Below are 21663 nucleotides of genomic sequence, written 5' to 3'. Positions count from 1 at the left end.
GCATTAAATTCAAATAAATTCATCTAATATGGTAAGTGATATATTACCAATTTCTCGATCGCAATTTCCCATGACAAATCGGCTCTGGATCTACGATACCACGCTGCGAGACGGTGCTCAGTGCGAGGGACTCTCCTTATCTCTCGAAGACAAACTGCGAATTGCTCGACAGTTAGACAGTTTAGGAATTCCCTTTATTGAAGGCGGCTGGCCGGGGGCGAATCCTAAAGACGTACAATTTTTTTGGCGTCTCAAAGAACAGCCCCTAACTCAAGCAGAAGTGGTAGCTTTTTGTTCGACTAGGCGGCCGGGAACTACGGCAGCTAATGATGAAATGTTGCAGGCTATTTTGTCCGCAGGTACTCGCTGGGTGACGCTGTTTGGCAAGTCGTGGGATTTGCACGTTATTGAAAGTTTGAAGACCACGCTAGAAGAAAATCTGGCGATGATTCGAGATACAATTGAATATTTGCGGATTCAGGGAAGGCGCGTTATTTACGATGCCGAACACTGGTTTGACGGCTACAAGCACAATCCAGATTATGCTATTAAAACTTTAGAAGCGGCGGCGGATGCCGGTGCAGAATGGCTGGTGCTTTGCGATACTAATGGCGGTACTTTGCCTCACGAAGTCGGTCAGGTTGTTCGCGATGTTTTAGCAGCTTTAGGAACCAATCGCGAAGTACCTGTGCAGTTAGGAATTCACACTCACAACGACTCAGGAGTTGCGGTTGCTAATGCTTTGGCTGCTGTGCGGGAAGGAGTGAGGATGGTACAGGGAACTATAAACGGTTACGGTGAACGCTGCGGCAATGCCGATTTATGTTCCTTAATTCCTAATTTTCAGCTCAAATTGAATTATGACTGCATTCAAAATGAGCAATTAGTTAGATTAACTCAAGTAAGTCGATCGATCAGTGAAATTGTCAATCTTGCTCCCGACGATCATGCTCCTTTTGTAGGCCTTTCGGCTTTTGCTCACAAAGGTGGAATTCACGTCTCGGCGGTTGAGAAAAATCCGTTAACTTACGAACATTTGGAACCGGAAAAAATTGGCAACAGGCGGCGAATTGTGATTTCTGATCAAGCTGGTTTGAGCAATGTTTTGGCGAAGGCGCGCACTTTTGGCATGGATCTCGATCGCAAAAATCCTGCTTGTCGCCAAATTCTGGAAAAATTGAAAGATTTGGAAAGCCAGGGGTATCAATTTGAGGGTGCTGAGGCGTCTTTTGAATTGTTAATGCGGGAGGCCTTGGGCAAGCGCAAGCGTTTATTTGAAATCAAAGGTTTTCAAGTTCACTGCGATAAAGGTAGGGAGGAAACAGTTAATTCTTTAGCAACGGTGAAAGTGACTGTTAACGGTCAAGATATTCTGGAATGCGCGGAAGGAAATGGGCCTGTTTCGGCACTTGATGCGGCTTTGCGGAAGGCTTTGCGGAATTTTTATCCGGCCATTACTGATTTTAACTTAACCGATTATAAGGTGCGAATTCTGGACGGATGTGCGGGAACTTCTGCTAAAACTCGCGTGTTGGTTGAGTTTAGCAACGGTCAAGACCGCTGGACGACTGTGGGGGTTTCTGGTAATATTTTGGATGCTTCTTATCAAGCGGTTGTTGAAGGTTTGGAGTATGGTTTGGTGTTGGGAGATAGGGAGGCGATCGTTTTAACTGTGTCGAGTTATTAGGTTGACGGCGAAGAGAAGTTGCCTGAATATCGATGTTTAAATAGATACCAAGGGGAGCATCTCAATGAAAGCAGTCAAGCTATAAAATTGGAGTTTTGAGGCAGGAGGAAAGGGTCAGAAGGAAGGAGCCAAAAGAAGTGTTTTTACAAATATGAGATGCTCCCCTACTTTTGGGAGCATCTCAATGAAAGCAGCCAAGCTAGTCGAAATTTTAGTTTTGAGGCAGGAGGCTCTCTTGCTGCGAGGCAGGAGGAAAGAGTCAGAAGGAAGGAGTCAGAAGAAGTGTTTTTACAAATATGAGATGTTCCCCTACTTTTTCACCTCATTATTATTACCTTCCCCAACTATTGCTCGCATTCCTTCGAGCGTAGCGGGAATGCTGCGCGGGTCCATAAACATCACCTTGCTGCTGTCGCTGGTGCCAATTTTTAGACCCATATCTAGATAGTTTTGAGCTAACAAAAATTGTAAAGCTTCGCGAGCATTGGGGTCATTTTGCAGAGTTTTGCCGATTATTTGCAAGGCCTCAGAAGTAGCTTGAGCTTTCAAAACCTGACTTTGGCGTTCTGCTTGAGCTTTCAGGACGATCGCCTTTTGTTGAGCTTCCGCCTCCAAAATAGTCGCTTTTTGGCGCGCTTCTGCATCCAGAACTTGCGCTTCAGCCTTACCTTTGGCGCTGTTAACTGCTGACTCGCGTTCGCCCTCGGATGTCAGAATTGCCGCCCGCTTCCGTCGATCGGCTGCCATCTGCAATTCCATCGATTCCTGTACAGTTTTAGAAGGGATAATATCCCGCAATTCTACCCGCGTTACTTTCACTCCCCAAGGATCGGTAACAATATCTAAATCTCTGAGCAAGATTTCATTAATTTGAGAACGAGCAGTAAAGGTTTGTTCTAGATCCAGTTGACCCATTTCGGCGCGAATTTGAGTCAGCACCATATTTACCATTGCTGACTGGAGATTTTCTACTTTGTAACAAGCTTTTTCCAAGTCTACAATGCGCCAGTAAACCACAGCATCAACGGTGAAGGAAACGTTATCGCGGGTGATACAAGCTTGCGGGGGAATATCTAAGACTTTTTCCCGAATTGTTTGCTCGTAAACGACGCGATCGAGAAACGGCGTGACAAAATTTAAACCGGGTTCCAGTTTCTTGCCGCTGTATTTACCTAAAGTTTCCACCAGCGCTTCATTTCCCTGATTGATAATCTTGACGGAACCTGCGAGGGCTGAGCCACCGAGTGCTAAAAATACAAGTAAAAAAAATTGTTCCACGGTTGCCTCCTATAAATGTTGACTTTTGACTAAAAACTAATGACTGATGACTTTTGACTAAAAACTAATGACTGATGACTAATGACTGATGACTAACTACTAATTGTCTGTGATTAATTACGCATTTTTTTTAAGAATGCAAGAGATTTTCTGGCAAAACTATCAGAGTAGTGCCTTTCCGTCCCACGACAATTACGTTTTGGTTGGGGGGGATAGTGGCCTTCGTGTCTTCGCAGCGAGCTTGCCAAGAATTCCCCTCATAAATGACTCTGCCGGCTTCTCCGGGGGGAATTTCTGTTAAAGTTTTTGCTTCCTGAGAATCTGCGATCGCCCTTGCGGTGCCTTTGGGTATCAACCGCCGAGACAGCAGCACAAAAACTGTCGAAAATACCATCCAGAGGAATATTTGTAAATTAACGTAAGGTAGAACTAGAGAGCATCCAGCTACGGCGAAGGCGCTCAGTCCCATCATAAAAGCGACAAAAGCAGTCGGAAGAAATAGCTCGGCCAAACAGAGCAAAGACCCAGCTATCAGCCAAAGGAGCGTCGGAGTCAAGATCATAAAAAGAATAGGTGATACTATTTAGATCTTAGATTGGAAATTTAAGATTTAAGAATTGCCAACAACTTACTCTGCAAGGGTTTGCGACTTGCAGCCCCTCAGAGCGATTTTTCGCGCAGCAGTACCAGGTTGAGGCTTCCATCCTACTCCAAGTCAGAGTTTAGTAACTTAAATTACAATTTAAGCCGGTGCAGACTGGCAGAAACTACAATTTCTAGGGGCCCAAAGGCAGTTAAGAAATTGATAGGGGCTAAAATCAGTTTATTCTCAAGCTCATGAATTTGGGCTGGCGAATCAAATATCTTCAGAATCTTTTTACACAAACTATTTCGATATGATCAGCAGTTTCTCCGAACCCATTTATTGCCCGAATCTTAGCTGTCCCGATCCCCGCAATACCTTTGGCCGCCAGCACTGTGCAGCGTGCGAAACGGATTTAATTTATCGCTATGTGTGGGTGGTGGGGCAAGCAGCCGAGGAAGTGCCGGCGGGTAAGGTAATAGCCGATCGATACTTTGTCATTGCACCGCAAATCTGGCTCGACAGCCGCCCAGCTTTGCCTCCGAGCGTCCCGGAACACCTGCCGGATACCATTATGCCTTACCTGCATTTGTATCCCCAACGGCTGCATACGCCGGAAGTATACGGTTATTGTTCGCTAGGGGAAGCACCCGAAGCGACAGAAGTGCTGTTGCTGGAAAATGTGCCCATCAATAATTTTGGTCGCCTGTATCCTTCTATTTTAGAAGCTTGGTCTGGGACAACCGGCGCGCGCCAAGTTTACTGGCTGTGGCAAATGCTCCAACTGTGGACGCCGCTATCGGAACAGGGAGTCGCTTCGAGTTTGCTGGTACCGGAAAATTTGCGGGTGGAAGGTTGGCGGGTACGCCTGCTGGAACTGCACCGGGGCAATTTTGTACCGACGCTGCGGGATTTGGGAGATGTGTGGTCAGGTTTGGTGGAATCAGCCGGGCCCGAGGTGCAGGCGAAACTCGGAGAGATTTGTCAGTTTATGCGTCGCAGCAGCATGAATTTCGACGCGATCGCCCTGGAACTCAACGATTTACTATTAGAACAAGCCGCTAAATTGCCTCTGCACTTAGAAGTAGTCGGCATGACTGATACCGGGCCGCAGCGCTCCCAAAATGAAGACAGTTGCTATCCGACTGCTGCTGATTTTCAATTTAGCAAAACTTCAGGGGGCGAGAAACTAATTCCTTACTTGACAATGGTTTGCGACGGGGTTGGAGGCCACGAAGGAGGAGAAGTTGCCAGTCAATTAGCCGTGCAGTCCCTGAAAGCTTTAATCCAAAATTTGCTCGCAGAAATTGCTCAACAAGAAGAGTTGATGACGCCAACAATGGTCATCAAGCAACTCGAAGAAATAGTCAGAGTTGTAAATAATGTGATTTCTGCTCAAAATAACGAGCAGGGAAAAGAGTTGCGGCAACGGATGGGGACGACTTTGGTGATGGCCCTCCAGTTGCCTCAAAAAGTGAAAATTTCCGAGGATTTGCCCTCGAATAACAGCCACGAACTTTATTTAGTCAATGTTGGAGACAGCCGCGCTTATTGGATTGGCAAAAATTACTGTCACCGGCTGACTGTGGACGACGACGTAGCCTCAAGGGAAGTCCAGCTAGGACATTGTTTGTACTGGGAGACTCAACTGCGATCGGATGCAGGAGCCCTGACTCAAGCTTTGGGGACGCGGGATGCCGATTTCCTGCGCCCGACGATTCAGCGATTTATTATCGAAGAGGAAGGCTTACTGCTGCTGTGTTCCGACGGTTTGAGCGACAACGACTGGGTAGAGAAATCTTGGGAGAATTACGGCCCAGAGGTGCTTGAGGGCAAAATGTCTTTGGAAGCCGCAGTTCAGTCTTGGATTCGTCTCGCCAACGAGAAAAACGGTTATGACAACACCTCCGTGGTGGCGACTCACTGTCGGATGTCGCCGGAGAGATTGGTACTGTTTGATCCGGCGGTGGCGTCAGCGCCGGCGTCAGCGCCAGTGTCAGCCTCGGTGTCGCTGCCACCTTCCCTCGTCGCTGCGTCCCTCCAGAAGTCCGGGAGGATTCCAGAATCTCAGCTTTCAGAATCGTCCAAACAGTTGTTGTATCCCGAAACTTCCCCCGCCCCGGAACCCGTTCAAAAACAGCGATCCAAGCTGCCACTGCCCCTACTGGGGGTGTTGGGGCTGATATTAGCCGCCGGCGGTTTAGGTTTGTGGGTACAAAGCCTCCAAAGCCCCCAGCCAGAGCCCGCACAAGTTCCGCCACCGCCGGAAACTCCCGCCCCAAGTCCTTCGGAAATTCCGTCGCCCGATAGCGAGAGTCCCTCGCCGTCGCCCGAATCGACTCCTGCGGAAATTCCGCCCCCCGATAGCGAGAATCTCTCGCCGTCGCCCGAATCGACTCCTGCGGAAATTCCGCCCCCCGAAGAAGCGGAAACTCCTTTGCCATCAGCGGAGTAAGGGAGAATCTCTCGCCGTCGCCCGAATCGACTTTTGAGCTTACAAAACAATGCTTCGAGCGTCGCAGCTTATCTACTATCCAAATTCGGGAAAACTTTCCCAGTGTAAATGGAATGATTTCTGGTAGAGGTCGTTGATTTACAGCATATTCAATGTAGATGTAGATCGCGAGAAACCTGGTTTTTTGAACAGAATCAGTAAGGATGCGAGAACTGTAAAGAAACCTGGTTTCTGGGGTACTTCATAAACCTGGAATACGCTGTATATAAATCAAACTTCACAGTGGGAGCATCTAAATGAAAGCAGCCAAGCTAGAAATTAAAGTTTTGAGGCAGAAGGAAGGAGTTAGAAGAAGTGTTTTTACAAATATGAGATGCTCCCATCACAGTTAATGGTTTTGTATCATAGTCCGCTGGTAGAAACAAGATGGCTAAAAAGTCAGCCATCACTACAAAAAGTAGTTAAAAATGCTTAAGAATATCCATGCAGCTAACAATTAGCGATTAGGAACTAACAACATAAGCTTTTTTATATTGACCACGAATTTCAAAGGTGGTATCCGCCACCTGATTTATCCATGGAATCAATCCAAAATCGAAAATCGAAAATCCTCAAGCCCCCGCATTTATCCGTGGGGTCGCCTCTAAAATCTAAAATCTAAAATCTAAAATCTAAAATCGATTGACGGCGCACAATTTATTAACTATAATTACCAGGCCAAAACTAACAAAAATCTTACGCCTAACAGTTTTTCTCAAATAACCGTTAAACTATTCTAACGTTTGCGCGTACCCAACGTTGCAGGCACAACCTATATCTGTTAAGGATTCGTCCTGATTCACAGGAGCAAGATTTTAAAATATGCATCTCAGCGAACTGACTCACCCAAACCAATTACACGGCCTCTCGATTCATCAACTCGAACAAATTGCCCGACAAATTCGAGAAAAGCATTTAGAAACTGTAGCCGCTAGCGGCGGCCACCTCGGCCCAGGATTGGGTGTAGTCGAACTGACCTTAGCACTCTACCAAACACTCGACCTCGATCGCGACAAAGTTACCTGGGATGTCGGCCACCAAGCTTATCCTCACAAATTAATCACCGGCCGCTACAACCAATTCCACACCCTACGCCAAAAAGACGGCGTTGCAGGCTATCTCAAGCGCTGCGAGAGCAAATTTGACCACTTCGGCGCAGGCCACGCTTCCACAAGCATTTCCGCAGCGTTAGGAATGGCGATGGCGCGCGATCTCAAGGGGGAAAACTTTAAAACTGTAGCAGTCATCGGCGACGGCGCCTTGACTGGGGGCATGGCACTCGAAGCGATTAACCACGCGGGCCATATGCCGAAAACCAATTTGTTAGTTGTGCTCAACGACAACGAGATGTCAATCTCGCCCAACGTCGGCGCAATTACCCGCTATTTGAACAAGATGCGATTGTCGCCACCGGTGCAGTTTCTCAAAGATAACTTAGAGGAACAATTCAAACACATTCCCTTTGTCGGCGAAACTTTTACTCCTGAAATGGAACGCCTCAAAGAAGGGATGAAACGCTTGGCCGTCTCGAAAGTTGGAGCAGTAATTGAAGAATTGGGCTTTACTTACATGGGCCCGGTAGATGGACACAATTTGGAAGAGTTAATTGCCACTTTCAAACAAGCTCATACTATTCAAGGGCCGGTGTTGGTTCATGTGGTGACGGTAAAAGGCAAAGGATATGCGATCGCCGAAAAAGACCAAGTAGGATATCATGCCCAAAATCCTTTTAACTTAGCCACAGGCAAAGGCATTCCCTCCACTAAACCCAAGCCTCCAGCTTACTCGAAAGTCTTTGCCCACGCCCTGGTCAAGCTAGCAGAAGATAATCCCAAGATTGTCGGCATTACCGCTGCGATGGCAACCGGAACAGGTCTGGATAAACTTCATGAAAAACTGCCTAAACAGTACATTGATGTCGGGATTGCCGAACAGCACGCCGTGACTTTATCCGCTGGTTTAGCCTGCGAAGGGATGCGCCCGGTTGTGGCAATTTACTCGACATTTGTGCAGCGGGGATACGACCAAATAATTCACGATGTTTGTATCCAAAATTTGCCAGTTTTCTTCTGTTTGGATCGCGCCGGCATTGTCGGTGCTGACGGCCCAACTCACCAAGGAATGTACGACATTGCCTTCTTGCGGTGCCTGCCAAATATGGTAGTTATGGCACCAAAAGATGAGGCAGAATTGCAGCGGATGATTGTCACGGGAATCAACCACACAAGCGGCCCGATCACCATGCGTTACCCGCGCGGCAACGGTTACGGCGTGCCTTTGATGGAGGAAGGTTGGGAAGAATTGCCGATCGGCAAAGCCGAAATTCTCCGCAACGGCGACGATTTGCTGATCTTGGGTTACGGTTCAATGGTTTATCCGGCAATGCAAACCGCCGAGATTCTGAGCGAACACGGCATTGAAGCAACTGTCATCAATGCGCGTTTTGTCAAGCCTTTGGACACCGAATTAATCTTGCCTTTAGCACAGCGAATCGGCAAAGTTGTCACAATGGAAGAAGGCTGTTTGATGGGAGGCTTTGGTTCAGCAGTAGCCGAAGCTTTGTTGGACAATAATGTTGTTGTTCCAGTGATGCGGTTGGGTGTACCCGATACATTGGTAGATCATGCAACGCCTGAACAATCATTTGCCAGTTTGGGATTAAATCCGTCGCAAATGTGCGATCGTATCTTAGCAACATTCAGCCGCAAACAGTCTCCTGTTAGCGTGTAAATAGCTAGAATGGTAGGGTGCAGCGCACCTTACCATTCGAGCTCCGATCTATGACAGTGAAAGAGCAGCATGATTGAAGGAAGATTTGAGGACAACGGAGAAAAAACAATGACTAACGTGAAACCAAATCGTACCGTGCGACGGGGAAGATTGTTCCCAGAAATTCAGTGGTCAGAAGAAAAAAAAGCCCAGTGGCGAGCTGAAAGAGCGGCATTTCGCAAGCGTTGCAAAGTAATTTTCGATCGCCTTAAACCAGAATTAATTGACAGTCACTACAACTGGTACATGGCGGTTGAACCTGATAGCGGGGAATATTTTATCGACAAGGATGATATGGCGGCTACCAAAATGTGCCACCAGAAACACCCAAATGCTATCCCCTACCTTTTCCGCATCAACAATACAGGGGCGTGCGGCTCAATATGATTGCAGGAAGATTTGGTGATGAAGATGAGCTATTTTTTGAAGTAGAATTGATTGCTGATAACGGCTTAGAATTACCTGTTGATGCTCTGCTAGATACAGGTTTTTCGGGCTGGTTAGCAATGGACGAACAAGATTTCGAGGGACTTGATTGGATTTATATTAGGCGACAAGAAATGCGGACAGCAAAGGGAGAATTTGATTTCGATCTTTATGCAGGAAAAGTACGCATAGATGAGCAAGAATTTGACATTCCCGTTCATGTGGGTGACGGAGTACCGGAAATTTTAATCGGCCGCCAGTGGCTGAAAACTCGGCGGTTAGTAGTTGATATGTCTGCGGGTGTTTTGACATTGGAAGCGAGTTAAAAGCAAAATGAATTTAAAAAGTTTTGACATAGTAATAGTAGGAGCAGGCCCTGCAGGCGGTCACTGCGCGAGAATCCTAGCCCAATCCGGCCACAAAGTCTTGCTGGCAGAGCAAAACGACAATTTTTATAAAAATGACTTTTCTAGCGCCGCTACACCTCTAGAAACCCTCTCTAAATTCGATTTACCTGAATCCGTTATCGGCAGTTTTTGGCACAAACTTACTATTGAAACTAGCAAAGTCAGTCAAAGTTGGGAGTCTCCCGAAAGCTTGGGAGTTGTTCTCAACTTTGCTAAATTTAGAGCATTTTTGGCCAGCGAAGTTGAGCGATTTGGCGGTGAAGTTTGGTTGGGTTATCGCTACATTCGACACTCACAAGAAAACGGCGAAACAATAGTACAATTCAAACAGTTATCCGACGGTCAAATTATCAAAGTTAGCACTAAAGTATTGGTTGATGCTACTGGCTTTGCTAGGGCGATTATGTACGAAAAAGAGAATGATAAGCCGGATTTTTTGTCGGGAACTGGAATTGAATATTTAATTGAAGTAGAGCCAGAAGTTTACAATAAATACAGCGGTGATTTAATCTTCTTTTTGGGCGATAAATGGATGCCAAAGGGTTATTCCTGGATATTCCCAATGGAACCAAACAGGCTGAAAGTTGGTGCGGGGCGCATTTTTTTAGATTCGAAAACGGTGAGGCATTTGTCACCGCTGAAAAAATATATTGATTTACTGATTGATGAATATCTGAAGTCTAAAAATTATAAAATTATTGACAAACACGGTTCGACGCTGAAGTACAGTCGCGGCTTGAAGGATATTTATTGGAAAGAAAATAATGTAATTGCGATCGGCGATAGTGTTTCGACAGTAAATTTTTTGGGTGGCGAAGGCATTAGACACGGGATGGATGGTGCCCAAATCGCCGGGAAATATATTCAAAGGTATTTGCAGGGGAAAATCTCAGATTTTCGGGATTATGAGGCGGAAATGCACCGCAAGTTTGATCAGAAATGGAATATTTCGGAAAGGTTGGCCGTGAGAAAGTATATCGATGATGTTAATGATGAACTAACCGATAAAATGATTTCTTATTTAAAGTATATGAAAACTGAAGATGTTATGGATATTTTATTTTATTATAAATTTGATAAAATTTCCAGAGGGTTAGGCGGTTATTTGCAGCGAAAAATCAAGGCATTGATTAATAAATTTAACTTGTAAGGTGCGTCCGTTGAGAGATTGTTAGTTTAGGGAAAAATCGGGCTGATTGACGCACCTTATATCAATTCCGGCTGCGCCGGAATGATATCAAATCCGCGCTTCATCATCCGGCGTAAAGTCGAATCAAGTTCGCAACAAATAATTCGCGCAATTTTCATTTTTTTGACTCACAGTCAACAGTCAACCGTCAACAGTCAACAATCATTCCGGTGCAACCGGAAGCGAGATTACTAAGCTAATTTTACGGCATTTTCGGCGGTGACTTGAATGCGCGGCAGCGACAATAAAGAATCTTCAAAACTGCTAAAATTTAATGTATATGATACACCAAAAGTATATCCACTCGCTCCAATTAAATGCGCTACAATTGGATCGACATCCCCGTAAGGATAGGCAAAACATTTAACAGATTTCTCTAATCCCCGTTCCAAGATAGCACGGGATTTGGCTGCCTCCCGCACAATTTCTGTCGGCGACAATGCAGTCAAAGGTTGATGAGTAGCAGACATAGAACCGAATTCAATTCCTGCATCCCGCAGTTGCAAAATTTCCGGCCATCCCATTAACTGCACTTCTTCAAATTCGGCTTTTTCCCAACTATTTGTCTTTCCTATTGACTCCGCTACGATAAAAACAGTTGCTGTAAAATCAAAGCGTTTTAGCAGAGGCCAAGCATATTGGAAAAAGTCGAGATAGCCGCCGTCAAATGTCATCAATACAGCTTTACCGGGTAAAGGAGTTTTAGCCAGTTTCGCGCTTCGCCAATTCTCCCAACTCGCACTGTAATAACCGAGATTTTTGAGATTGTGTAACTGTTGTTCAAAAATCTGGGGAGTAACTGCGTCTAAACCGTCAGGAGAAATGCGGCGGTAGGAGAGAATCGGGAGTTTTTTTGTAACGCTATGATTGTCCAAAACTTGAGGTTTCACCGAGTGAGAAACTTCCCGATAAGAAGATTTTGAGCCAATGATTTCCGGTGCGTAAAATACTTGCTTTGGAAACTCGTTTTCTTGGGGAATTTGCATTGTCGGTTCCCCCGCGATTGCCGCGGCTGACTCGATTTCCGGCAGCGCCGCCGCCGGGAGTGCGGCGCGACGGCTGACACTTGTCCCGATCGCACCCGATCGCCTGCCGAACATCACCGCATTTTGGGGGTAAATGCCCCCAGCACCCGGTGCATTCAACCAGTCGGGCAAATTAGATCTTTGCTGAGCACAAGAGGCTAAGCGCGATCGTAGCCCTTGCTTGCCGTTGAGTGTTTTTCCCATCAAAGCTTCTCGCACGGCGGCGACGCACAACTCAAAACCCATATTTCGAGTAATTGTCGATCGCAATTTTTGAGCCGAAACCAAATTATTTTCCACCGCAACAGTGACAATACCGACAGCAACGCCGCCTACTTTCACCAGCACGTCTATTTCATAAAGGTCAACTTTTATATTAGCAAATTCCTCGCTAATTTCTAAGACAATCAAATCTTTTTTGAGGGTAATTGTGGGGACTTCCTCTGCTATTTCTGGCTTGTATAAATCCTGCAAATGCCAATGCGGGCGCCCCCATAATTCTTGCTGAAATAGCGTCCAGTCATGTTTACGGTGCAATGGTTCCAGCAAAGTTTCCCACAACTTATTGCCTTTTTCGCAGCGATTGCGTTGAAAGAAGCGATCGAGAATTGACCAAGCAAACTGGGCTGCAACCGCATCCGCCAACACCGAAGCCGCCACCATACCATCGCAAATCGGCAATTCAATAATACCGAGTTGAATTCCTTCTAGTTTGATCGTACAGCACAGGCTATCGCATATTTGCCAAGCGTAAATATCCGAAATTGGTTCGCTCACTTCCACCGTAACTTTCCAGGCAATTTCACCTTGGACTCGCTGAATTTTATCTAAAATATATCTGATTTCCTTTCGAGTGAAAATTTTATGATACTTGTGAACCTTACTACTTTTGACATCTCTCTCAATTCCTTTGTGCCAAGGTAGATTTAAACTTAGCTTTGCGGCTTTTTCTTGATAATTAACGAGCATTGTGCCGTCATATTCAATGCCCATAAAATGACAGATTTTTGCTAAAATTTGTGTTTTGTTATCTAAAAGCTCCTCATATTTAACTAATATATGATTATATTTATTAATATATTTGTGGCTAGTTAACATCGCGTGTTCCCAGCGATTGATACAGTGGTTTAAATCCCAACCAGCGCCCCACAATTCGTTAAAACTCCTAGTAGCCTCATACATAGAAGCTATTGTATCCATACCGTTTCGCAAAATATGTATGAATTTCGCATTCGGCAAAAAGCGCTCTATGTCATCAATAAAATATATGTGTTCCGGCGTTTTTTCCAACCAAACGCTGTTTTTTTGTTCAGCAGCCAAACCATCCAAAACTCTCACAAACCAACTAGCTTTAGCTTCCACACTTTGGCTGTCATCAAAATCTTTCAAAAGTTCAGGACGTTTAATCTCATCCTTAAAAAAAGCTTCCATTCTACCGGGCAACTTTCCCGCAAACTGATCGTATAGCAAATAGTGAAAAAACTTAGATTCGGGAAAAGAAATAACTTCGGGATGAGCGGCTAATAAGCTTTGAAGAATTGTTGTGCCACTGCGAGGAGATCCTACGAGAAATATTCGTTTCATTTTTATACTTTATAAGTTGTTTGTGAATGAGATTATTTTTAACCGCAGAGAGCGCAGAGGGCACAGAGGGAGAGAATAAAGAGGTAGGATTCATGTTCCTCTGTGCCATCTCTGCGGTTAAAAACTCTTTTCCTAACTCCAAGTAAAATCCTGTTTTAACAAGTCAGAAAGTTCTTGATTGTAAGGTTTGAAATAATCTGTCAATTGTTGTTCGATTGCTGCTGGTATTTGGCTGTATTCCTCGATCGCATTAATCTCATATTCTTTACTTGCGATCGCTCTAATATCCAAGAAATCTAACACTTCGGAAACAACTTTGTCGGTATTTGCCTCAAAATCTTCGCTTTTGAGAATTAGCAACTGTTCCCTCGGAAAATAATCGAGCCAATTCCTGATTTGTTCAACATAAATTCCTCGCGACAAATAAGAATAATGTTGGTGGTTGAAACTGTAATAACTTGGATCAGCTTTGAGCTTTTCAATTTCACCTTTTAGGCGATCGGGCTCGGAAGCGATCGCCTTTTCAAAATCCAGCTTTTCGCAGCCGATAGCCACTTCTAAATGATAGTGCAGCCAAGCTCGTTTTACCGGGTTTCGCAGCATTACAATTAGCTTAACATCCGGGAAGCACTTGTAAACCCGCTCGGCAACCAATGGATGATAAATATAGTAAGCAGTCATCTCCCACAGCAACACCTTTTCACCCGCCACACTGCGAGTCAACTGCTTGCTGTACCAATCAACGCCCCGCTCAAAATTCAAATCAAAAAAGTGAATTTCGCGGGAACCTTCTTTGAGAATTTGCAAGTGATTTGCGAGATAGCCGGATAGAGGTTCCGTGCCACACTTTTGAGCGCCAATAATGAAAAAATCTGGTTCCTGCTTATTTTTCAACTGATCCAAAATTTTGGCATAGGCGGGATTATCCTTATTCAATGCGTGAACTTTCTCGGCTGGTTCGGGTAAATCCGCAACCTGCATTTTGTCCTCAAATTCCCAGCGGTAGGGCGGACAAAGAATCGTTTTTTGGCTTACAGTCGATCGCACGTACAGCGGATAAATGTGCCAATGATAATCATAGGCGTAAGCCCAACTCTTCTCGTAAACCCCAGCATTCACGTAATACTGACCGTTGCCTAAATCCAGCCTATCTACGTGCAGGCTGATTGTGCCTTTACCTTCCGCCAGCGGCAGCAATCGGCCCATTTGATTAGTATTAGTCTCAAAACAACTTTGACCGTCTTCCCGGCTGATTGTCACGCCAAAAATAGCGGACGAAATTGCTTTTTCTACAGAATAATGAATTTCCACAGTAATAGAATCGCCACTGTTTATCTCATCATCCGGCAAGACTTTGACATCCGTAATTTCTACTTCTAAAGAACCGAAGCGATTGTCATTAATTCGCAGTTGTGAATCCATACTCGTCACTTCAGGAGGACGCATGGGAGTGCGTTTTTCGGTTGGTGGGCGCATTTCCGACAAATACTGACCGACTACCACTTCTGGTTCCCCGTAAGCCACGATTTCACCTGATTTCAGCCACAAAGCCCGATCGCACAGTTTATGAATTTGCGCCGCGTTGTGAGAAATCAAAACAATCGCACAGCCTTGATTCTTAAACTCGGTGATTCTGTTCAAACATTTAGTTTGAAAAGCCACATCACCAACCGACAAATGTTCATCAACTAACAGCACTTCTGGATCGGTGTGCACCGCCACCGAAAAAGCCAGCCGCATTTGCATCCCTGTACTGTAAGTCCGCATCGGACTATCAATAAACTGTTGCAATTCCGCAAATTCAACAATATCATCAAATCGGCGCGCCGCTTCCCGACGAGTCAAACCGGCCACCACCGCACCCACAAACACATTTTCTCTGCCCGTTAAATCCGAGTGAAAACCCGCACCCAAATCCAACAAACCGCCAATTCTGCCATTAACTTCAATAGTTCCTTCTTGAGCCTGGCCGATACCGCCAACAAGTTGCAGCAGCGTCGATTTTCCCGCGCCATTCTTGCCGAGAATTCCCAGCATCTCCCCGGGAGAAACAGTGAAATTGATATCCCGCAGTGCCCAAAAACGCGCCTGCGGTTTCATCTGCCGAAAACCCGCCAAAGCGGCCTGCATAATCGTATAAGGTCGATCGGCCGAGTAGCGGTTGAAACGTTTCCCCAAACCCTTGACAACAATAGCTTGACGCATTTACAATTCCTCCACAAAAGTATTGCTTTGCCGTCTAAAAATTCCCAGTCCGATCGGCAAAAGAGCAGCCACAACCAAGCTAACAATTAACAGCGCCAGCCAATCCGGCTGCATACCTTTGAGCAGTATGGCGCGGTAAGCTCCAAGTAGTGGCACCATAGGATTTAACTGATAAAGAGGCTGAAATTGTTTCGGAACGCTGTTGAGGTCGTAGAAAATCGGAGTCAGGTAAAACAGCATCTGCAAAAGTACACCCAAAGTGTGCTGAGTATCGCGAAAAGTGACATTCAAAGCGGCGAGGGGGTAAGCCAAACTGACAGTCAAAATAAACTGAATAGCCATCAGCAGCGGCAACACAAACAACACTGCACTCGGCTGAACGCCATCAATTGCCAGAAAGATAATTAACACCGGCAAAGCTAACAGAAAGTGAATTAGCCCCGTCATAGTCGTGACTACCGGCAAAATTGCCGTGGGAAAATTAGGCTGTCTGATTAGCGCTTTATTGTTGGTAATTAATCCCGTTGCTTGAAATAATGCGGTTTGAGACCAACTCCAGATTAACAAACCGCTGAAAGCAAAGGAAGAAAATTTCGGAACGTTAATCGGTACAACAGAACGAAATACAAATGAAAATACAGCTAACTGCAACAGCGGATTGATTAAAGTCCAAGCAATCCCCAAAGTCGATCGCTTGTAAAGTAATTTCATATCGCGATCGACCAACACCCGCAGCAAATCGAAGAAATGAGCGATTTTGCGCCTGTAACCCACCCTTGGAACACTTCTCATCGCACACCTCCGGCGACTTGCTCAGGTTCCGACTGTAGCTGCTCTTGCGGCTCAATCTCAGCTAACTGCAGCGCCTGCAACTGCGCTTTTCTGTAAGCAAAAGGACTGTCGAGAGCTCCCAGCAACTCTCTGACTACCAACTTGCGCGGCAGCAAACCCGGAACCCCCAAGCGGCGCACCAGCCACCAACCAAGCCACTGAAACATAGCAAATTTCCAAATTTCCCAGCGCGGCACAGTGCGGTTGCGATCGCACGTGAGTAAATAAGCCCCAAAGCTGCGCCCGTTGTCCTGTAACTGCCGGCTCAAAGCCTCGGCGCTGCGTCTGTGCCGATGCCACACCAAAGCTCTCGGCTCATAAAAAGTCGAGTATCCCTTCGCCAGAATCCGATGAAACATCTCAATATCCCCACCACCGCAAGTCGCAGTGCCCACATCGAGAGCAACGTCAAAATTGCCCACAGCCTCGAAAACTTGCCGCCGGAAAGCCATATTCGCTCCCACGCCGTATTTGGTCGCCCACAGCAACTCCCGCGTCGAGAGCTTGCTACCATCAAATTTAAAACTGTCGAGGTATTGCAGCATTCCCCCGTAGCGAAGTTCAAATTGAATTTGAGCCTCTGTTTCTAGTTCCGCCGGCGCGACTAAACCGCTAACTGCCATAATTTCTGGGTCAGCAAACGCCGCAGCAATACCCCGCAGCCAACCCCGATCGGGCCGCACGTCGTCGTCAGTAAAAGCAATAATCTCATGCCGCGCTTCCCCGAGCCCGCGATTGCGCGCCCAGTCCAATCCTGGCCGTTCTTCCTTGACGTAGCGTACCGGCGCATCCGCGACTAATTCAGCGGTGCTGCTGTTTGCAGGAGCGTTGTCTATAACGATAATTTCGCGGTGCGGATAGTCGAGGGCGAGCAGAGCTTCCAGAGCGCCTTTGAGCAAATCTGTGCGATCGCGCGTGCAGATGACAACGGTAATGGACGGCAGGTGGCGATCCGCCACTGCTTCAGAAACAGCCCCGAACAGCTCTCCTAAACTCGATCGCACCAACTCTTTTCCTAACTGATCCACAATTGTTTGCCGCACTCGCTCAGCGGAAATTGTTTGTTCCCAGGGATTGTTACTAACAGAAGCCCAGCCCAGAGGCCGTCCCCGGTAGCGAACTAAAAAGCGAACTGCTTCGTATTGTTCGAGTTGCCGAATCGGATTCATCTGTTCGGTAAACTCAATTTCCATCACTTTTATTGCCATAACTTGCTCCGTAAAATTTTGCAACGGTAACTCGATCGAAAAATTTTGAGTTTTGGCTTTTAAGTTGGGGGTTGCTATTTCCCAATTTCCAACTTTTGAGGTTTGAGTTTTTGGTTTAACTTCCCCGAATTCAGTATATCTGCACGAAAAAAATATCTTCTACGGGCTGGTTTAGCTAAGGATAACGAGATATAAGCCATAAGGTGAAGGCACTCATCTGCCCGAATCATGTAATGTTTATTTGCACCTACCTACTTAGTTATTAATTGCTAACTCGTAACTTTCAAAACCAACTAAAGGTTTTTCTTCAAGCGTTTCAGCAGTGCGGGGCATACCGTTAACCGCGATCGCCCCCGCCAGCGGTTGAGCAAAGTGAAGCGCCAGAATCGATCGCAAGTGAGCGCCTCGCAGCGGTTCCGCGCCTGCTTGCGGAAAAATATGGCCGACTGCTAGTTGGTCGTAATACAGGTAAACCCCAGCAGGTCGTTCCGCATCCAGCAGACTTTCTGCAGCTTCCCAACCTTGCTGCAAATCAATGTTAATTTCATGTCCGCCCAAATCACCACGGGCCGGGCCTCCTTGCATAAAACTAGAAATAGCAGAGCGACTTTTTAGCTCATCAATCACACCCCGCAAATACCAATAACCGCGCAATTTTGCCCGCAACCACCGCCAAGTTCCCCGCATCCCCAAGCTTTCCAGCAAATCCAGAGATTTCCTGACTCCTACACCCAGCCCATCGACAACCGCCGGCCATAAAAACGCGATCGCCACCACAATCTTGTCTACCAAAAAATAAGGAGTTTCGTAGTCTTTTATTTGCAGCGTCGGTCTGAGTTCCGGGTGTCGGCGGCCGATCAAAACATCAGATCGCCCTTCCTGACGAGAGCGGCGGAAAGAGCGATCGAGATTATTAGTTTCGTGTTCGTAATGATAGCCCACAGCCTCCCCCGCTACAGCAAAAGGTACACCAGCTTTCAGCAAACGCACCCCAAACTCGTAATCTTCTCCGCCACAGTTCCCGAAAGCCGAATCAAAGCCATCGAGACGAGCAAACAGTTCTGCATCCAAAGAAAGGTTGCCGCTGAGCAAATCTTGATAAGTAAATCGGTGACCAGGTTGGCTCATCTGATAAAACTTCTCTTCCCACCACGAGCGCACTTCCACGTCAAAAAACCTAGTTTCTCCGTGCAACTTAGGCGGATAGGGCCCCATGACAGCCGCTCCCGGACGCAAAGAGTGAACCCGCGCATGGCTTTCCACCAAAGGTGGCAGCGCTTCGATATCGTCGTCGAGAAACAGCAGCAATTTCCCGGTAGCCGAAGCCGCTCCCGTATTGCGGGCGATGGCAGCACTCCGGCAATTTACCTCGATCGCCTGCAGTTTAAACTGAGCTTTGTAGTCTTGTAGCATTGCCAAAGTATCGTCAATGCAGCTATCTGCCACTACAATAACTTCGAGCAGGTCGATCGGATAAGTCTGCGATTGCAAAGCATCCAGAGCGCGCCGCAGCGAAGAACTTCGATTGTGGCTAGGAATAATTATGCTAACTGTTAGATTTTCCATATTTACATTACAACAATTAACTTCATCTGCATTTCATCTCCCTTCATCTGGCGTTAAAAATAATCTAAAAATCCCTATTCATTGCTCCCCTTAATTTTTTGTAACAACTTCCGAGAAGCAAAATAAGCCCTCGGCCCGCTAATGCAGCCCCGAAATTGAGCCCACAGCAAATCCCTCGGAACCGCATCCGGTTGCTTTCGCCAAGAAGCAATTAATTCAGGAATTTGCTTATACCGCAGCCATCCCCAAGCTAATAGAGGCACACTGAATTCTCTGTTGATTACAAACAGCCGCGTCCAGAAAGCATAGACTCCGATGCCGTAGCCTTGGAGCGTTTTTCGCAATTCTTCCCAAGTGCGCCGATGGCGGTGCCAGCTCAATGCTCTCGGCTCGTAGACAATGCAGTAGCCCGCGCGCAAAATGCGGGCAAAGAGTTCACAGTCTTCGCCACCCACCGTGGGCGTTCCCGCCCCCAAAGCTTCGTCAAACAGGCCAATGTAGTCGATAGAACTTTTCCGCAAAGCCATACTCGCCGAAACTCCCACAAGATGCACAATCAGAGGATTGCACTGCGCCCCATCAAAAACTCGGCGCTCAAATCCCCGCCCGTGCGGGCTGTACCACTCAAACCATTCTTGCGCTTCGGTTTCCAGTTCCAAGGGCATCACCAGCCCCGTGACGCACATAACTCGCGGATCGCTAAAATTCCACAAGAGCGATCGCAGCCAGTTCGGATCGGGGGCAGCATCGTCATCTGTAAACGCTACGAATTCGTGTTTAGCTTCGCGTAAAGCTCGGTTACGGGCAGCGCTGGAGCCTGGTACGTCTTCGCGCACATAGCGGACTTGTGGGTAATTTTTTACCAATTCCTTGGTAGCGTCCGTGCTGGGACAATTGTCAATTACTAAGTATTCCTGACCCTCGTCTGGGAGCTGCATCAGCGCGTCAAGAGTGCGCCGCAAATCTTCCGGGCGATCGCGTGTGCAAACTGCTACTGTGGCGATCGGCAATGCCTCCACCGACCCCCGCTCATCCCATTCTAGAGTGTCGTAGAGCCAGTTTTTCCACAAGTTGTCACCAGCAGCATTCATCAGTGTTTCCCGTAATTCGTCACCGCCAAGGTGGCCTCCGACTACGGGCAAAAGAGCTTGACCGATCGGTTTTCCGTGCAGTCGAATTAAAATCAAGGCTTTGCTGTAAGGCTCCTCAACCGTAATTTCTGGCGGGAGTTTGGAGATTTCCAGCTCAAGAATAGCTGTTGCCATTTTAGATTTTAGATTTTAGATTTTAGATTGCGAAAAAATCCTAAATACTCCGTATATTAGCGGATGTATTTTAGCAGCAATTGTTTTAGGGGAGAGCAACTTCTCAATGCCATACTTGTTGGCGATCGCGAATCAAACATAAAGCCTCCTTTTGTTATGGCTATTATTTATTTTAACTTTCGATTACCCGCTGATGTCAAGTTTTTTTTCTCCATAATATTTTTTATCAAAAACCTTCGCACCTTGATGCACGTGTCAATTGCAGCCGTTATTGGCGGTCGGCGCCCTCCCCATTCTCCCCATTAATACCAAATCTAAAAACCAGATTTTTTGATAAAACCCGGTTTGTGCGATCGCTCCTCATTTCAGCTTTAATTGCGATCGTATACTATTATCGAAAACATACCCAACAATTAAAGGAGAACATCTCATACTTGTAAAAACACTTCTTCTGGCTCCTTCCTTCTTTCTCTTTCGTTCTGCCTCCTGCCTCCTGCCTCAAAACTCCAATTTATAGCTGGGCTGCCCAAGTGAGATGCTCCCAATTAAACACTTAAACACTCTCGCCATTAAAACTTTCCCCAGTAGTAATTATTATAACCATCTCCAGCCCTTTGTGGTTCTTCCGTACTTAGTATGCTAAATCTTTAGAAAAATGCCAAAACAGCAAAGCTCGCATTTCAAGATTTTAAAAATTTCTCAAAGCAAATACACTGCGTTTTAACAGTTTTAATTTATTATTAATACCTTCAACCATTCCGTTGTTTGTTCTTTGTTCAAAATGTCCTACTACCTCCCCAAACCACCTTTTAATGGTGTTTACGATCTTTTTATAGTACGGCTCTGCCTTTTTCAACCAATCGATTATTTCTAATATTCCCGCACTTAAATTTTTACATTTGTCAAATAAAGCGTGAAATTCTTCTTTTAAGGAGTGCATAATTTTTACGAGTGGTAAGTCTGATTGCACTTGTAATAATTTTGCTTTTTCTTCCTCAGATAAGTAAGTTAGACTCGGCTTTGGTAGTGCTTTTATGTAAAGGATGGAGAAAATTGAGGCGGTTGAGTCGGTAGTGCTTTTATGTAAAGGATAGAGGATAATAGCTCTATGCCAATCTTTTGAGGAGTCTCATGATGAAACCCTAT

The 21663-nt window shown here is 46.2% G+C and carries 15 protein-coding genes; 6 read left to right on the top strand and 9 right to left on the bottom strand.

Going from position 1 to position 21663, the window contains the following annotated elements:
• Positions 1-28 precede the first annotated feature (28 nt).
• Positions 29-1687: a citramalate synthase gene (cimA, locus tag QUB08_RS09840; protein WP_445300906.1), complete on the top strand. Its 1659-nt coding sequence runs from the start codon at positions 29-31 to the stop codon at positions 1685-1687.
• A gap of 309 nt (positions 1688-1996) precedes the next feature.
• On the opposite strand, the gene QUB08_RS09835 is transcribed toward cimA, so the two are convergent.
• Positions 1997-2965, bottom strand: a complete 969-nt coding sequence (locus QUB08_RS09835) for an SPFH domain-containing protein (RefSeq protein ID WP_333224578.1) — start codon at positions 2963-2965, stop codon at positions 1997-1999.
• Positions 2966-3095: 130 nt separating this feature from the next.
• Positions 3096-3527, bottom strand: coding sequence for an NfeD family protein (locus QUB08_RS09830; RefSeq protein ID WP_333051437.1), 432 nt, complete (start codon positions 3525-3527; stop codon positions 3096-3098).
• A 334-nt stretch (positions 3528-3861) separates the two neighbouring features.
• Here QUB08_RS09830 and QUB08_RS09825 point away from each other — a divergent pair, with 334 nt between their 5' ends.
• The 5 genes from QUB08_RS09825 (at position 3862) to QUB08_RS09805 (ending at position 10794) form a co-directional block, all read left to right on the top strand.
• Positions 3862-6003 carry a protein phosphatase 2C domain-containing protein gene (locus QUB08_RS09825; protein ID WP_333224577.1) on the top strand — a complete coding sequence of 714 codons (2142 nt, stop codon included), beginning with the start codon at positions 3862-3864 and terminating at the stop codon, positions 6001-6003.
• An 861-nt stretch (positions 6004-6864) separates the two neighbouring features.
• Positions 6865-8772 carry a 1-deoxy-D-xylulose-5-phosphate synthase gene (gene dxs, locus QUB08_RS09820; protein ID WP_333224576.1) on the top strand — a complete coding sequence of 636 codons (1908 nt, stop codon included), beginning with the start codon at positions 6865-6867 and terminating at the stop codon, positions 8770-8772.
• A gap of 108 nt (positions 8773-8880) precedes the next feature.
• Positions 8881-9198: a hypothetical protein gene (locus QUB08_RS09815; RefSeq protein ID WP_333224575.1), complete on the top strand. Its 318-nt coding sequence runs from the start codon at positions 8881-8883 to the stop codon at positions 9196-9198.
• The gene (locus QUB08_RS09810) at positions 9195-9563 is read left to right on the top strand and encodes an aspartyl protease (protein WP_333224574.1); all 369 of its coding nucleotides are present in this window, start codon (positions 9195-9197) and stop codon (positions 9561-9563) included. Before QUB08_RS09815 ends, QUB08_RS09810 begins: the two co-directional genes overlap by 4 nt.
• A 7-nt stretch (positions 9564-9570) precedes the next feature.
• Positions 9571-10794: an NAD(P)/FAD-dependent oxidoreductase gene (locus tag QUB08_RS09805; protein WP_333224573.1), complete on the top strand. Its 1224-nt coding sequence runs from the start codon at positions 9571-9573 to the stop codon at positions 10792-10794.
• 230 nt (positions 10795-11024) lie between these two features.
• Here QUB08_RS09805 and QUB08_RS09800 read toward each other — a convergent pair whose 3' ends face one another.
• The 7 genes from QUB08_RS09800 to QUB08_RS09770 all read right to left on the bottom strand — a co-directional run bounded on the left by QUB08_RS09800 (position 11025) and on the right by QUB08_RS09770 (position 21553).
• Entirely contained in the window at positions 11025-13442 is a 2418-nt protein-coding gene (locus QUB08_RS09800; RefSeq protein ID WP_333224572.1) for a sulfotransferase, read from the bottom strand.
• Between the two features lie 132 nt (positions 13443-13574).
• Positions 13575-15647: a Wzt carbohydrate-binding domain-containing protein gene (locus QUB08_RS09795; RefSeq protein WP_333224571.1), complete on the bottom strand. Its 2073-nt coding sequence runs from the start codon at positions 15645-15647 to the stop codon at positions 13575-13577.
• Entirely contained in the window at positions 15648-16439 is a 792-nt protein-coding gene (locus tag QUB08_RS09790; protein WP_333224570.1) for an ABC transporter permease, read from the bottom strand.
• Positions 16436-17686 carry a glycosyltransferase gene (locus QUB08_RS09785; protein WP_333224569.1) on the bottom strand — a complete coding sequence of 417 codons (1251 nt, stop codon included), beginning with the start codon at positions 17684-17686 and terminating at the stop codon, positions 16436-16438. Before QUB08_RS09785 ends, QUB08_RS09790 begins: the two co-directional genes overlap by 4 nt.
• A 255-nt stretch (positions 17687-17941) precedes the next feature.
• Positions 17942-19252, bottom strand: a complete 1311-nt coding sequence (locus tag QUB08_RS09780) for a glycosyltransferase family 2 protein (RefSeq protein WP_333224568.1) — start codon at positions 19250-19252, stop codon at positions 17942-17944.
• Between the two features lie 74 nt (positions 19253-19326).
• Positions 19327-20517 (bottom strand): glycosyltransferase, encoded by a 1191-nt coding sequence (locus tag QUB08_RS09775; protein WP_333224567.1) that lies wholly within the window; start codon positions 20515-20517, stop codon positions 19327-19329.
• 688 nt (positions 20518-21205) lie between these two features.
• Entirely contained in the window at positions 21206-21553 is a 348-nt protein-coding gene (locus QUB08_RS09770; RefSeq protein WP_333224635.1) for a transposase, read from the bottom strand.
• Positions 21554-21663 lie beyond the last annotated feature (110 nt).

The sequence above is a fragment of the Microcoleus sp. BR0-C5 genome (genome assembly GCF_036705045.1).
Taxonomy (GTDB): domain Bacteria; phylum Cyanobacteriota; class Cyanobacteriia; order Cyanobacteriales; family Microcoleaceae; genus Microcoleus.
Note: the sequence above shows the minus strand (reverse complement) of the source record. Positions and strands in the feature narration are given on the sequence as shown.

What these genes read in the sequence shown, in the direction of transcription:
- cimA (WP_445300906.1), top strand. Translation starts at nt 29, where the DNA reads ATGGTAAGTGATATATTACCAATTTCTCGATCGCAATTTCCCATGACA.
- QUB08_RS09830 (WP_333051437.1), bottom strand. Translation starts at nt 3,527, where the DNA reads ATGATCTTGACTCCGACGCTCCTTTGGCTGATAGCTGGGTCTTTGCTC.
- QUB08_RS09825 (WP_333224577.1), top strand. Translation starts at nt 3,862, where the DNA reads ATGATCAGCAGTTTCTCCGAACCCATTTATTGCCCGAATCTTAGCTGT.
- dxs (WP_333224576.1), top strand. Translation starts at nt 6,865, where the DNA reads ATGCATCTCAGCGAACTGACTCACCCAAACCAATTACACGGCCTCTCG.
- QUB08_RS09815 (WP_333224575.1), top strand. Translation starts at nt 8,881, where the DNA reads ATGACTAACGTGAAACCAAATCGTACCGTGCGACGGGGAAGATTGTTC.
- QUB08_RS09810 (WP_333224574.1), top strand. Translation starts at nt 9,195, where the DNA reads ATGATTGCAGGAAGATTTGGTGATGAAGATGAGCTATTTTTTGAAGTA.
- QUB08_RS09805 (WP_333224573.1), top strand. Translation starts at nt 9,571, where the DNA reads ATGAATTTAAAAAGTTTTGACATAGTAATAGTAGGAGCAGGCCCTGCA.
- QUB08_RS09800 (WP_333224572.1), bottom strand. Translation starts at nt 13,442, where the DNA reads ATGAAACGAATATTTCTCGTAGGATCTCCTCGCAGTGGCACAACAATT.
- QUB08_RS09795 (WP_333224571.1), bottom strand. Translation starts at nt 15,647, where the DNA reads ATGCGTCAAGCTATTGTTGTCAAGGGTTTGGGGAAACGTTTCAACCGC.
- QUB08_RS09790 (WP_333224570.1), bottom strand. Translation starts at nt 16,439, where the DNA reads ATGAGAAGTGTTCCAAGGGTGGGTTACAGGCGCAAAATCGCTCATTTC.
- QUB08_RS09785 (WP_333224569.1), bottom strand. Translation starts at nt 17,686, where the DNA reads ATGGCAATAAAAGTGATGGAAATTGAGTTTACCGAACAGATGAATCCG.
- QUB08_RS09780 (WP_333224568.1), bottom strand. Translation starts at nt 19,252, where the DNA reads ATGGAAAATCTAACAGTTAGCATAATTATTCCTAGCCACAATCGAAGT.
- QUB08_RS09775 (WP_333224567.1), bottom strand. Translation starts at nt 20,517, where the DNA reads ATGGCAACAGCTATTCTTGAGCTGGAAATCTCCAAACTCCCGCCAGAA.